The 13973-nt window shown below is 72.1% G+C and carries 10 protein-coding genes and 1 pseudogene; 3 read left to right on the top strand and 8 right to left on the bottom strand.

Features of this window, described 5'->3' with window-relative positions:
• Positions 1-22 precede the first annotated feature (22 nt).
• Positions 23-799: pseudogene (locus ACYVOO_RS21175) on the bottom strand (GH12 family glycosyl hydrolase domain-containing protein); the annotation flags it as partial.
• A 165-nt stretch (positions 800-964) separates the two neighbouring features.
• The gene (locus ACYVOO_RS21170) at positions 965-1576 is read right to left on the bottom strand and encodes a GNAT family N-acetyltransferase (RefSeq protein WP_461017224.1); all 612 of its coding nucleotides are present in this window, start codon (positions 1574-1576) and stop codon (positions 965-967) included.
• A gap of 387 nt (positions 1577-1963) precedes the next feature.
• On the opposite strand from ACYVOO_RS21170, the gene ACYVOO_RS21165 reads away from it, so the two are divergent.
• Positions 1964-5212, top strand: coding sequence for a glycosyl hydrolase 115 family protein (locus ACYVOO_RS21165; RefSeq protein WP_461017223.1), 3249 nt, complete (start codon positions 1964-1966; stop codon positions 5210-5212).
• Positions 5213-5325: 113 nt separating this feature from the next.
• Here the strand turns inward: ACYVOO_RS21165 and ACYVOO_RS21160 are convergent, their stop codons facing one another.
• Entirely contained in the window at positions 5326-5895 is a 570-nt protein-coding gene (locus ACYVOO_RS21160) for a hypothetical protein (protein WP_461017222.1), read from the bottom strand.
• A 156-nt stretch (positions 5896-6051) separates the two neighbouring features.
• Here ACYVOO_RS21160 and ACYVOO_RS21155 point away from each other — a divergent pair, with 156 nt between their 5' ends.
• A complete protein-coding gene (locus tag ACYVOO_RS21155; RefSeq protein WP_461017221.1) occupies positions 6052-6681 on the top strand; it encodes a TetR/AcrR family transcriptional regulator in 630 nt (209 codons plus the stop codon).
• 364 nt (positions 6682-7045) lie between these two features.
• Complete coding sequence (locus ACYVOO_RS21150) at positions 7046-8608, top strand: MDR family MFS transporter (protein WP_461017220.1); 1563 nt, start codon at positions 7046-7048, stop codon at positions 8606-8608.
• Positions 8609-8662: 54 nt separating this feature from the next.
• Here ACYVOO_RS21150 and ACYVOO_RS21145 read toward each other — a convergent pair whose 3' ends face one another.
• The 5 genes from ACYVOO_RS21145 to ACYVOO_RS21125 form a co-directional block, all read right to left on the bottom strand.
• Positions 8663-9106: an SRPBCC family protein gene (locus tag ACYVOO_RS21145; protein WP_461017219.1), complete on the bottom strand. Its 444-nt coding sequence runs from the start codon at positions 9104-9106 to the stop codon at positions 8663-8665.
• A gap of 59 nt (positions 9107-9165) precedes the next feature.
• Entirely contained in the window at positions 9166-10044 is an 879-nt protein-coding gene (locus ACYVOO_RS21140) for a helix-turn-helix domain-containing protein (protein ID WP_461017218.1), read from the bottom strand.
• 9 nt (positions 10045-10053) lie between these two features.
• Positions 10054-11505, bottom strand: coding sequence for an amidase (locus ACYVOO_RS21135; protein WP_461017217.1), 1452 nt, complete (start codon positions 11503-11505; stop codon positions 10054-10056).
• Positions 11506-11662: 157 nt separating this feature from the next.
• A complete protein-coding gene (locus tag ACYVOO_RS21130; protein WP_461017216.1) occupies positions 11663-12205 on the bottom strand; it encodes a hypothetical protein in 543 nt (180 codons plus the stop codon).
• 21 nt (positions 12206-12226) lie between these two features.
• Positions 12227-13954, bottom strand: a complete 1728-nt coding sequence (locus ACYVOO_RS21125) for a hypothetical protein (protein ID WP_461017215.1) — start codon at positions 13952-13954, stop codon at positions 12227-12229.
• Positions 13955-13973: the final 19 nt, after the last annotated feature.

The following is a 13973-nucleotide window of genomic DNA, read 5'->3' as shown; positions in this document are numbered from 1 at the left end:
CAGGTCAGGTCAGGTCAGGTCAGCCGATGTTCACGTTCGAGGAGAAGGAGTCCACCGCGAGCCCCGTGCCGTTCTGCCACGGCTCGAAGCCCGCCTGAATGCTCGTCAGATACCAGGACGACTGCGCGAGGCCGCGGGCCACGGCCTGGTCGACGAAGTCCATGACATCGAAGTTCCAGGCGGATATCGCCGAGGGCGCCACGAAGGAGATGACGTTGTTGGAGCCGTTGTTGCCGGTCCACACCTCCCAGTTCCGCCCCGCCACGCTGGCGGTCCCGGCCTGCGAACCCACCGGCTGGACGGGCCCGACCCTGTTGAACCAGATCATGATCTCGGTCTGGTTCACACCGTCGGTCTTCGGTTGCGGGTCCAGCCAGATGTCGTACGAGGCGTTGTAGACCGCGTCGCCGACGTACCGGTACGAGATACCGCTCGGCGCCGAAGCGATCGAGCCGATCCGCGCCGGCAGCGCCGTACCGGGCGAACACCGGGTGTAGTGGCAGCCGTTGAAGATCGACGGATACGACTTGGGCGCGCCCGTCGTCGGCACGGAGCCGTCGGCACGGGTGACCTGGAACCCCGTCGACGTGGTGTTGACGCACTGCGGCTGGCTCGTGCCCCAGCGGTTGTTCTGGACGATGTAGCGGCCCTGCACGGTGGCCGCGCCGTACTGGTCGCAGATCTCGGCGGCGTGCGCTGCGGGTGCCGTCGTGAGCGCCATCGTCGACGAACCCACGAGTGCAAGCAGGATCATGACAATGCGGGAGGTGCGGCGGGGGCGTAACGGGAACGGACGCATGGGGCATCCCTCCGGGGTGGGGGTGGGCGGACACACTGGGAGCGCTCCCACTAGCACCCGGACTGTAGAAGCGCGTTCAGAACCTGACAAGACTCACGGCAAGAGCTGTTTCCTGCCTTCCGAGAGTGAACGCAACCGCCGCCGTCGTGCGCGGACCACGCGAAGTCACTCTTCGGCAGCCCCCGTGGAGCGGCCCAGATAGGTGAGGGGGCCGGGGTCGGCGACGGGGAGGACGTGGAAGCCGAGCCGGTCGTAGAAGGCACGGGCCGCGGCGTTGGCGGTGACCATGCCGAGGTGCACCCTCGGCACGCCCGCGTCGGCCAGCGCCCGCAGGAAGCGGTGCATCAGGGCGCGTCCCAGGCCGGAACGCTGGTGGGAGGGGAGCAGGTCGATGTGCAGATGCGCTGGGTGCCCCGCGAGTTCGGGCAGGACCATCCGCTCGGGGTGGTGCATCAGCGCGACCATCTCGTCGTGCGGTGTCCAGGTCGCGGGCGTGGACGCGGGCCCTGCCCCGGACCCGGGCCCGGACGTGGGCGCCGGGTAGCGGTCGGCGAACCGGGGCAGCCACTCGGCGCGGTAGCGCTCGACGAACCGCGCGGTGTCGGCGGTGCCGAGCACGTACCCCACGGCGCGCCCGCCGTCCTCCACGACGAACGCCAGCTCCGGTTCCAGACGCAGATACGGCCCGGCGAAGATGCTGGGCAGCAGTTCCGGGTCGGGGTACAGGTCGCGGGAGTCGCCGCCCTCGTGCCCGGTGCGTACGCACACGTCGTACACCGCGGCACGGTCGCCGGGCCTGTAGGGCCTCACGCGCGGCGCGGACGGGGCGGATAAGGCGGACGGGGCGGCCTGGACGGACGAGGCGGCCGAGCCGGAAGGCTCACCCGGAACGGAAGAGGCCGACGAAGCAGGCGAGAGCGCGGACATGGACCGCACCCTGCCGTACGTGAGAGCGCTCCCACAATGCCCGCGCGCCCTCCACCTCGGCGGAACACCGCGAACACCCCATCGGAGAACCGCGGAACACGATGAGGCCGGTCCGGGCTCTTGACGGACGGAGTCCCCGTTGCCACTCTGCTCACCGAATTCGTCAACGCACTGAACGTATTCCTCCTGTGCCGGTTCACCCCGCTGCCGCCCGCACCCGCAGAGAGGCCATGCGCCATGCCCGAACGGTTCGACAGACGCAGCTTTCTGACGAGCGCCACGGCGGTCGCCGCGACCGCAGCCCTGCACACCTCCTTGCCGGGCACCACGCAGGCCGCCCACGCCGCGCACCCCGCGGCCTCCGGAAGTGCCACGGACCCCACGGACCCGGCGCATCCCGGCACCACACTGCCCGGTGACACCTACATCAGCCACCGTCCGGGCCCCGGTCGCTTCCCGCTCACCGCCGACGGCGAGGCCCCGCCGCTGCTGGTCCACGAGGACGACCACTCCGGCGTCGTGCGGGTGGCCGGGGACCTGCGCGACGATCTGGAGCGGGTCACCGGTGTGCGGCCCCGCGTACGGGAACTGACCGGTCCCGGCCCGCGCGCGGCGGACGCGGAGACCGTGGTGCTCATCGGCACCCTCGGGCGCAGTCCGCTGATCGACGCGCTGGCCGACCAGGGCCGCATCGACGTCTCGGAGGTCGAGGGCCGGTGGGAGACCTCGCTGCAACAGGTCGTCGAGGATCCGCTGCCCGGAGTGCGTCAGGCCCTGGTGATCGCCGGAAGCGACCCGCGCGGCACCATCTTCGGTGTCTACGACGTGTCCCGGCGCATCGGTGTCTCCCCCTGGTACTGGTGGGCCGACGTGCCCGCGCGGCGCAGCGAGGCGCTGTACGTGCTGCCCGGACGGCACACCCAGGGCACCCCCGTGGTCAAGTACCGGGGCTTCTTCATCAACGACGAGAACCCCGCGCTGGGCGACTGGGCCCCCGCCTACTTCGGCCCCGGCGAGGCGGAGGGCTACCCCGGCGGGCTGACCAGCGCCTTCTACGCCCGTGTCTTCGAGGTCCTGCTGCGGCTGAAGGCCAACTACCTGTGGCCCGCCGTGTGGGGCCGCGCCTTCGCCGAGGACGACCCGGACAACCACGCCACGGCACGGCGCTACGGCATCGTCATGGGCACATCGCACGAGGCCCCCATGATGCGCGGGATCGAGGAGTGGAACCGGCACGCGGTGCCCGCCAAGCGGGACGAGAACGGGGAGATCACCGAGCCGGGCCGGGACCCGTACGGCGGCACGGGCGAGTGGAGCTTCGTGCGCAACCGGCGTGCCATCGAGGCGTATTGGGCCGACGGCATCGAGCGGATGGTGCGCGAGGACTTCGAGGGTGTGGTCACCCTCGGCATGCGCGGCAACGGCGACGTGAGTCTCCCGGACGGCGACGGCATCGAGCTGATGCGGGAGATCATCGCCTCCGAGCGCGAGGTACTGGCCCGGGTCACCGGCGAGCGCCCTGAGACGGTGCCGCAGGTGTGGACGCTCTACAAGGAGGTGCAGCGCTACTGGGACAAGGGGCTGCGCCCGCCCGAGGACGTCACCGTCGTCGTGCCCGACGACAACTGGGGCAACCTGTGCAAGCTGCCCGACCCGGTGCGCGACGCCAGGACCGGCGGCTTCGGCCTCTACTACCACTTCGACTACGTCGGCGACGGGCGCAACTACAAGTGGGTGGACACCAACCCGCTGCCCAACATCCGCGACCAGCTCCACCAGGCCCACGCCTACGGCGTCGACCGGCTGTGGGTGGTCAACGCGGGCGATCTGAAGGAGATGGAGCGCCCCGTGCAGTTCTTCCTGGACTGCGCCTGGGACCCCGCGCGCTGGGAAGCCGACCGCCTGGAGGCGTGGGACCGCGCCTTCGCCACCGAGAACTTCGGCCCCCGCCACGCGCACACCCTCGCCGCGATCCTCGACGGGTACACCGCGCTCCAGTCGCGTCGCAAACCGGAACTGCTCAACCGCCGCATCACCGTGGACCCCGACAAGGACCTGTCCACCGACGAAAGCGCCGTGCTCTACGACGACACCGCCAGCCCGTTCAGCCTCACCAGCTACCGGGAGATCGAACGCGTCACCCAGGAGTGGCGGGAACTCGGTCGGCGCGCCGAGCGCCTGGGCGCCGTGCTGCCCGGCGCCGACCAGGACGCCTACTACCAGTTGGTGCTGTACCGGGTGAAGGCCGGCGCCAACCTGTACGCGCTGCGCGAGGCGCAGTTCACGCATCTGCTCTACGCCGAGCAGGGGCGGGCCGCCACCCGCGCCTACGCCGACCGCACCCGCGCCCTCTTCGCCGCCGACCAGGCACTCTCCGACCGCTACAACAACACCGTCTCCGGCGGGAAGTGGCGCGGCTTCCAGAGCCAGCCGAAGATCGGTTACGGGGACGTGGAGCGGTACGGGCCCGACGCCGGATGGCAGCAGCCGCAGACCCCGGACCATGTCGCCCTGCCCGACGCCCTCTACCCCCACCTGCGCGACGTCCCCCTGCCGCGGGAGGCCGCGCTGGGCGTCTCCGTCGACGGCTCCGCCTCCTCGTGGCCCCGGGACGGCGCCGAGCAGGCGGTGCTGCCCGAGTTCAGTCCCTACCAGAACCGGCCGGCGCAGTACCTGGAGGTCTTCAACCGCGGTACCGCGCCCCTCACCTGGCGCGTGACCTCCGCCGAGCCGTTCGTCACCGCCACCCCGGACCGGGGCACCCTCTCCGGGGACGGCGACGGCTCGCAGACGCGGGTGCTCCTGCGGGTGGACTGGCGCCGCGTGCCCAAGGGCACCACCCGGGTCCCCCTCACCGTCACGGGCGGCGACGGCACCCGCCTCGACGTCACCGCCGTACTCCAGCAGCCCGGACTGCCCCGCCGCCGTCGCAAAGGCTTCCTGGAAGCGGGCGGCTATGTCTCACTCCCCGCCGTCGGCCACACCCGCGCCACCAGCACCGACACGGCACGGTGGCGGCGCGTGCCCGGCATCGGCAGGACCGGCGACGGCATGGAGCCCTTCCCCGTCACCGCCCCTTCCCAGCGCCCCGGCGCCGGGCCCTGCCTGGAGTACGAGGTCACCCTCGTCACCCACGGCACCGTCGAGGTGACCGCCCACCTCTCCCCCAGGAACGCCGCCCTCCCCGGCCCGGACCAGCGCGACGGGCTGCGCTACGCCATCTCCTTCGACGGCCAGCGCCCCCAGACCGTCAACATCACCCGCGCCACGGGCTCCGATCCCGTCATCCTCAACCGCCAGTGGGAACGCAACACGTCCGACAACGTCAACCGCACCACCACGCGCCACACCCTGCCGTCGGCGGGAACCCACACACTGAAACTGTGGATGATCGACCCCACCGTCGTCGTCCAGCACCTCGTCATCGACACCGGCGGCCTCCAGCCCTCATACCTCCCCCCGCCCCCGAGCCTCCGCCGCACCTGACGCGGACCCCGGGCCCGGCCGCCTCCCCCGACTCCGGCTGCGCGCGGACTCCACGGGCCCGGCCCGCGAAGGTCGCAGGCCGGGCCCGTGGAGTCGTCGCGCGGTGGTGGAGATCAGGCGGTGCCGTCGGCCCGCTTCAGGCGCAGCGCGGAGACGAGGAAGAAGACACCCCCGAGAAAGGCGTACCCGGCGAGAGCGCCCAGCGAGGCGTCGTCGCCGCCCGCCTGTGCGAAGAACGAGGCGCCGGCGAGGGTGGAGATGGCACCGCTGGCGATCATCGGCCACTGGCCGCCGATCCGGCGCCGCAGGGCGCCGACGACGAGCTGGACCACTCCCGCGGTGACGGCCCAGACACCCCAGACGCGCAGGACGGCGGGCACGCCGGACGTGGCGGCGACGGCCAGACCGAGGGCGGCCAGCGCACTGAGCGCGATGTTGGCGTACAGGCCCCGGAGCGGACCGCCGTTCGCCCTGGCGGACCGCACGTCGACGATCGCGGCCGCCACGTCGAACAAGGGATAGACCACGAGCAGCGTCGCGCTGAGCGGGCCGACCTCGGAGGCGGTCGCGAACAGCAGCGCTGCCCATGCGGCGGCGAAGGCGAAGCGCAGGAAGTACAGCTTGCGCAGGGCAGCGGGGGCCACGGGGGTGCCGGTGGTGGCGGGAGCGACGAGAGTGTCCACGGAAGTGCCTTTCGGGCTTGGGGCGGTGGGGCGCGGGAACGGGAACGGAACGGGAAAGCGAGAGGGAGAACGTTCGGTCTCGTTGAGATGATGCGCAGGGTGACCGCCCTGCGTCAAGACCGATCGTTCTGTCTCGCGTACGGGTAGGGTGAGGGCATGACGACGCGGACGACGACGGAGAGCGGCAGCGACAGGACCTCACCGGCGCGCATGCGGCTGCTCACCACGGCGACGCGGATCTTCTACGCGGAAGGAATCCACTCCGTCGGCGTCGACCGGATCATCGCCGAGGCGCAGGTGACCCGCGCGACGCTCTACCGGCACTTCTCCGGCAAGGAAGATCTCGTCCTCGCCTATCTCGACCAGGCCGACCAGGCGATCCGCCGGCAGGCAGCCGATGCCCAGGCGGACGCCGCCAGCGCCGCCGAAGCCGTGCGCGCCGTGGGCAGATCCATCGCCGAGGGCATTCGGAGCGAGGGCTTCCGAGGGTGTGCCTTCCTCAACGCGGTGGCCGAATACCCCGACCCGGCCCATCCGGTGCACCAGGCCGTCCTCGCGCACCGGCAGTGGTTCCTGGAGACCGTCACCGGCCTGCTGGCGCGCATCGGCGACACACCCGCCGACGCCGACGGGCGGCACCTGGTGATGCTGCGGGACGGCGCCATGGCCGCCGGATGCCTCTTCGACCCGGAACTGATCTGCGACACCTTCCTGCAAGGTCTCGAAGACGTGGTGCGGACCCGCACACGGGCATCGACTCCGGGGAGCGACCCGGGCCCGAGCTGAACCACCGGATTTCCCCGGCCGGTTCCGGAGCCATGTCCCGACGGCCGCCGGAGGGCGTGCTCCGGCGACTCAGGACCGGACCGGTGGGCGGTGGCAAGTGCGCGGCCGTCGCGCCGCATCGGCGCGGCCCCGGAACGGGTATACCGCAAGGGAGCGGCACTTCCCGCCGCCGCGACCGGGGGGTTCGCACCATGGCAGAAGGCGCCGTCGTTCCGCGCGCGGCCACGGCGTCGCCGCGTGAGCACCGCGGCCGCATAACAATTTCCCGTTTTTCTCCCCGTACGCGAAGATGCCACAGGGCCCCCTGCGGGGGCCCTTATCCGCGGCCGAGGCCATACGACACTTCTGCGAGGTACCCACCACCATGAACGACGCTGTGCACGCCGCGGCTGCGGCTCCCGAGCGCGGCCACGCGCCACCACGAGCGCCCATGCTCATCGGTGTGCTGGTCGTCTCGGCCTTCGTGATGATCCTGAACGAGACGATATTGAGCGTCGCGCTGCGCGACCTCAGTCTCGACCTCGGCATATCCACCACCACCGTGCAGTGGCTGACCAGCGGGTTCCTGCTGACCATGGCCGTGGTCATCCCGACCACCGGCTTCCTGCTGGAGCGCTTCACCGCCCGCCAGGTCTTCCTGGCCTCACTGGCGCTCTTCAGCACGGGCACCCTCCTGAGCGCCCTGGCCCCCGGGTTCGGGGTGCTGATGACCGGACGCGTGATACAGGCGGGCGGCACCGCCGTGATGCTGCCGCTGCTGATGACCTCGGTGATGCGCCTGGTGCCCGCCGAGAAGCGCGGCGCGACGATGGGCACGATCGGCATCGTCATCGCGGTCGCCCCGGCGCTGGGTCCGACGATAGGCGGCGCGGTGCTGGCCCAGCTCGGCTGGCGCTGGATGTTCTGGTTCGTGCTGCCGCTGTCCGTCGCCGCGCTCGTCCTCGGCGCGGTCTGGATGCGCCTGGACAGCCGGACGCGGAAGGTGCCGCTGGACGTGCTGTCGGTGCTGCTGTCGGCCGTCGGCTTCGGTGGCGTCCTCTACGGTCTCGCGTCCGTCGGCGAGTCCGGCGGCGGGGAGCACGCGGTCGCCCCCTGGATGCCCGTCGTGGTCGGCCTCGTCGCGCTCGCGGTGTTCGTCGCCCGTCAGCTGCGGCTGCAACGCGCCGAGCGGGCACTGCTGGACCTGCGTCCCGTCACCATCCGGCCCTTCCTCGTCGCGCTGATTCTCTCGGCGCTGCTGTTCATGTGCCTGCTGGGCGTGGGGTCGATCCTGCTGCCCCTCTATCTCCAGACCGTGCTGGACACCAGCACCTTCGTCAGCGGCCTGGCCGTCCTGCCCGGCGGGCTGGTACTCGGGCTGCTCGGGCGCCCGGTCGGGCGGCTCTACGACCGCGTCGGCGCGCGCCCGCTGGTGATTCCCGGCGCGCTGGCCATGGCGGTGTCGCTCGGGCTGTTCGCCGTTCTCGGCGAGGGCTCGCCGCTGGCCGCCGTCGTCGCCATCCACATCCTGCTCATGGCGGGTCTCGGGCTGATGATGACGCCGCTGATGACCGAGTCCCTCGGCTCACTGCCCGACCACCTCTACTCCCACGGCAGCGCGATCCTCTCCACGCTCCAGCAGGTCGCGGGGGCGCTGGGCACTGCCCTGTTCGTCACCGTCGCCTCCGTGAGCGCCGCCGACTCCTCCGCCGGGCCCGACGCGACGGGGCTGCGCGCCGCGTTCGTCGTCGCCGCGGTCATCGGCGCGCTCGCGCTGGCCGCCTCCCTGTTCGTCGGCCGCACCCCGCGCGCTGCCGGTCTTCCCGTGGCCGCCACGGCGACGACCGGCGACGACGCCGACACCGCGGCGGAGGCGGAGACCGAAGCCGGCCCGGAGAGCGACGACGCGCCCCGGGCCGCCGTCTCCGGCACGACTCCCCGGCCGTGAGCGGGGCGGTGGCCGGGGCGCGACGCGCGCGCTGCCCCGGCCACCGGCCGTCGGCTACCGGTCGGCGGACTCCTCGGCGTACGAGGCAAGACCGTCGGCCATCCGCTGCATGAAGCGCGTCAGGTACCACCGCCAGAACGGCCCCGAGAAGCGCAGTTTCGGCTCGAAGGACCCCGTCCAGGTGATGTCGGTGCCGCCCTGCGGTGCCTCGGTCAGTTCGACGGTGCCCAGGTAGGAGCGGAACAGGTCGCCGGTGTTCTCGTACACGAAGCGCCGGTCGGTGACCAGCTCGACGATGCGTTCTCTGGCCATTCCCCGGCCGGTGCGGAAGATCCGGGTGTCGCCGACCTGCTGCCACTCGTCCGGATCGCCGCCGCCCTCGATCTCGGCGGCGTCGATCGGCGACCACGAAGGCCAGGTCCCGGCCCGGACGAGCAACGAGAACAGTGCTCCCGGGCTCGCCGGGGAATGTGCGGTGACGGTGTAGGTGTACGGCATCCCGCCACGCTAGGCCGCCCCGCCCACGCGGGACATGCGCGCGATTGCGCTTCTGTCGGTCACTTCTTGCGGTACGCCGACGGCCGCAGGCCGACGTGCGTGAGGAACGCGGAGGAGAGGCTTCCGGGGCTGGCGAAGCCGCAGCGTGCGGCGATCTGCCCGACGGTGAGCGCGGTGCCGGTGAGCAGTCGCCGCGCCTCCTCGATCCGCAGCCGGGTCAGGAACCGGTGCGGTGTCTCACCGGTGGCGTCGCGGAAGACGCGGATGAAGTGGTAGACGCTCAGCCGCGCTTCGGCGGCGAGGTCGGCGACCGTCAGCGGGTCGGCCAGCCGCTCCCGCATGACGGCGACGGCTCTGTCGACCGCCGCGTGCTCGGGGCCCGGCGAACGCCGCTCACGCCCGCGGGTCAGCAGGTGCGTCACCAGGAAGGCCGCGGCCGACTCCGCGTACAGATCGGGCGCGTTCCCGGCGGCGGGCAGCGCGCGCATGACGTGTTCGACGGCCGCGTCCCCCGTGCCCAGGCCCGCGGCGAGCGCCTCGAAGTCCGGTGCGGGACCGCCCATTTCGACCGCCGCACGCTCGACCACGGCCCGGGGTATGTGCACCTGGACGCTGCGCATCGTCGACGTCGTGCGGTAGCTGCGCACCGTCGGGCGGCCGGGGACCATGAGTTCCAGTCGCCCTGGGGTCCAGCGGCGCCGGGCCGCTCTGCCGTCGCCGTGTGTGCGCATCACCGCTTCGCCACGCGTGCAGAGCACGAGGTGCAGATCGGACACACCGGGCAGGGGCAGCGCCTCCGCCTCGCGTGCGTGGGTGAAGCTCTGCACGAGCAGCGACCGCCAGCCCGCTTCGTGCCAACTGCAGTAGGTGCGCCGCACGAGCGTCGACGTGTCGAGACCCGCGTACGGCGCCAGGTCAAAATCAGCCGTGTCGAACACCCCGCTAGCCTACGTGCGGTTTCGCGCGCCGGCCCGGGCGCCCGGGGTGCCCGCTGCCCGCGCCCAGAGCGAGGGGTGTCGGCCGCGCACCGGGCTGAGTGCCTCCAGGCGCTCGGCGAGATCGAGCAGCTGACGGTCGCTGTTCCAGCGGCCCACGAGCTGGACCCCGATGGGCAGTCCCCCGGCCGTCGCGCCGAACGGCAGTGAGACCGCGGGAAGCCCCGTCAGGTTGAAGGGGACGGTGGCCCGCATGACAGCCCGCGCGGGCAGCTCCTCGCCGTCGGCCGTCAGCGTCGGCCGGGCGTGGAGCGGCGCTGGGACGACGGCGACCGGGGCCAGCAGCACGTCGAAGCGGGCGAACCAGCCGCTGAAGTGCGCGCGGAGGCGTTCCACGGTGCGTTCGGCGGCGAGATACCGGTCGAGGTCCCCCACGGGAGCCGCGAGGGCGGCGTCCAGGGCCGGGTGCAGCGCGGTGGTGCGGTCGCCGTCGCCGGTGATCTCCCGCAGGTAGGGCACGATCTCGGGGCCGAACAGATGGGCCGAGACGCGGGTGCAGTCGGTGTCGGCCAGCCACGGCAGCTCGGCGGGCGCGACGTCGGCGCGTGGGCCGCCGGTGAGGGTTCCGAGGGCGTCCGCGGCGGCTGCCACCGTGGCCCTGACCTCCGGGTCGATCGGCCCGAACGCGTCGGTGTTCCAGCCGACGCGGATGGCGCTTCCCGCCGCGTCGGGCCACGGGGTGTCGGCGATTCCCGTCGCGTACGGGTCGAGCCCGTCCGGCCCCTGGAGGATGCTCAGGGCCAGCTTCACGTCGCGGATGCTGCGGGCCATCGGGCCCGCGTGCCACCAGCGCAGCAGGCGCGGGGGGAAGTGCCCGGTCACCGGTACCCGGCCGTGGGTGGGCTTGATCGCGGCGATGCCCGTGTCGTGGGCCGGTCCGCGTACCGAGATCGCGACGTCGCTGCCGAGCCCGAGCGGCGACATCCCGGAGGCGATGGCGGCCGACTCGCCGCCGCTGGAGCCTCCGGGGGTGCGGTCGGGGTCGTACGGGTTGAGCGAGCGGCCTGCCACCAGGTTGTCGGACTCGGTCCAGTAGGACATCTCCGGCAGGTTCGTCTTGCCCAGGACGATGGCCCCGGCCGCGCGCAGCCGGGCGACGGCGGTGGCGTCGCGCGCCGGCACCCGGTCAGCGAACAGGAGGGAGCCCCGGGTGGTCCGCAGCCCCTCGGTGTCGAACGAGTCCTTGACCGTGACGGGTACGCCGGACAGCGGCCCGGGCCGGGGGTCGCGCGCTTCCTCCAGCGCTTCCTCGGCCCGTACCGTCACAAAGGCGTTGACCTGCTCGTCGACGGCCCGGATCCGGTCGAGATGCGCGGCGACGACCTCCACAGCCGACACCTCACCGCTCCGGATCAGCTCCCGGAGTTCCACCGCGTCACGCCAGATGATCTGTTCAGTGTTCACGGTCCCAGTCAACACCCGCCCGGCGCGGCGGTGTCCGTCGTGCGTGGTGCCCGGGGCGCGGCCCGGTCCCGGCCGTCGGCGAGGACAGCAGCGGTCACCACGTCACCAAATCACCCCGCGAACGCCCCCGCCGGGCCACGTCCCCCGCAACCCCCGCTCAGGCGGTCTCGTCGCCGTCGTTCCAGAAGTCGTCACGGGGGAGCTGGAGGTGGACCTCTGTGCGCCGGGTGGAGGGTGAGAAGCCGCTGCTGCCCTGGGAGGGCGGCTCCTGGCAGAGGGTTTCCACGAGTTCGACGAGGTCCTGTACCGCCTTCTCCGCCCGCCTTTTGCGGGTGACGATCTCCGCTCGGATCTCCCGCAGGTTGGCGTTGGCCAACTCCGCTCCCGTGACCGCCTGACGTCCCTCTTGCGCCTCGGCGATGGCCGCCAGCACATGCTCCAGTTCCCCACCGGTGATCTCGCACGCCTGGCGCAGCGCGTCGAGGCCCACGTCGAGACCCGCGGATCTGCGTTCCCTCCGCAGTGTCTGTTCCAGGTCGTCGCACAGTTGATGAAGGTTCTGGGCCGCGGCTTGCATCCTCTTGAGCTGCCCGTCGTAGTCGCTGGCCCGCATGGCGTCCCGCGAGCGCCGCAGTTGCTCGTCCGCCTTCTCTTCCCAGTCCTCGAAGAACCTGGCCAGTGCGGTGCTGAGTCTGCTCACGGTGCGGCCTGGGCCAGCGGGTCAGCCGACCTCGTCCGGCCACAGTTCATGGCCGTAGCCGCGCAATCGGCGTCCGGCCCGGCGCAGCAGTCGGAGGATCTCCGGGGGCGGGGTGGTGGTGTCGAGGCGGAGCACCAGGTTCCCGCTCTCCAGGAGCTGGTTGCGCAGCAGCCTGCTGTCCAGGCCGGTCAGGGAGTCCGCGAGGTGTGTGGCCCTCTCGCAGAGGCGGTGCGCGAGGAGCAGCAGCCGGGGCCCGCTCGCGTCGGCCGGCAGACGGTCGATGTCCGCCAGGAGCGCGACCAGTCCGGCCGCTCCGCCGGTGGTCTCCCGCCGTGGACGCGGGAAGCGGAGCACCTTGGCGCCGGGCGGGTCGCCCGGTGCCGGTGACGGTGACGGTGACGGTGACGGTGACGGTGACGCGAGGTGTGGCAGTGGCCGGCGGTTCTCGGCGCACACCTCCGTGGGCGACGTGGTCCGGTTCTCCCCTCGCGGGCCCGCACCGTCCACGAACGCCCGCGTGGCGAGTGCGGCGACTTCCACGAACCACCACCGGTCGCCGGGGTCCAGGTCCTCGCGTGCGGCGTAGCGCAGGGCGAGCCCGACGAGGACGAGGTGGTTCTGCCTTCTCCAGTCGCTCGGGGCCGAGTGGCGGCCCGCCGCCCAGTCCAGGGCCGTGCGGTGAATCTCCCGCGCCACGGCCCGGTAACCCGCCAAGGGTGCGGGGGCGGGGCATTCCAGGGGCGTGGCCATCAGTTCGGCGAGGCCGCTGCGGATCGCGCTGTGCGGGACGAGACCTGGCAGCCACTCCGCCGCCGTGGACAGCAGCAGACGCATGGGGTCGTGCGAGAGAGGCCCCTTGCCGTCGTAGTGGCCCAGGTCGATGAGCTGGAACCGCTCGGACTCCACGCGCTCCTCCGAGCGCGGGAGCAGCACGTTGCGCACATGCAGGTCTCCATGGCTCCTGCCGAGGAAGACGTCCGTCTCGGTCGGCCAGTCGGCCTGATTGCCCGCCAGCAGCGCGAAGGGGCTGGGAAGCGCCTGCGCACGTCCGGGGATCGTGAGGTGCCGGCGGGGAGCGTCGAGGGAGATACCGGCCTCGTCGAGGAACGCGGTGATCCGCGGCCGGGTGAGCCGGGCGCCGCCGAGGAAGCCGTCGAGGAAGGTGTGCGGCTCGTAGGTGACGATGTCCGAGCCCGCGTTCCAGTCGTCCAGGAGCGATCGGACGATGGCCTGGCAGTAGGCGCCGTAGCCTTCGTCGTCCACCACGTCCACCAGCCTCGGCGCGCGTGTCGGACCGAGGTCGTCCAGCGCCACCCGTTGCAGATGGATCCACCAGGGCTCGTCGTCCGTCGACAGGGTCCCGTCGAACTCCAGCGTGATGAGATGGGCGCTCCGGAACTCCGGGGGAGCCTGTGCGAGTGCCGCGCGGGCCCGTTCTGTTTCGCTCTCTCCGGTGGCGGGGGGAACGAGCCGCAGGACCAGGTGGCGCCAGTCCGTCCGGTCCAGGGTGTTCTGGGAGCGCACCACCGCCACGTGCGCTCCGCTACCGCCCTCGGTCAGCCACCTCACGAATTCCAGCTCGAACCGCTGGCCGCGCAGCCACCGCTCCAACTGCCGCGTCACAGAGAGGAATTCGTCCTCATCGCCGCGCCGGTGCTCCGCGTGCCAGCGATCGCGGTTCCTGAGCCTGCGCGTCCCGCCCGCCTCGGCCATGGCCCGCAGTATCGCCAGTCCGGCCACTCCTGACAATCGTCCCGGCCTCCTCTAC

The sequence above is a fragment of the Streptomyces daliensis genome (assembly GCF_054782395.1).
The sequence above is the reverse complement of the archived record's forward strand: the minus strand, read 5'-3'. Positions and strand labels throughout refer to the sequence as shown.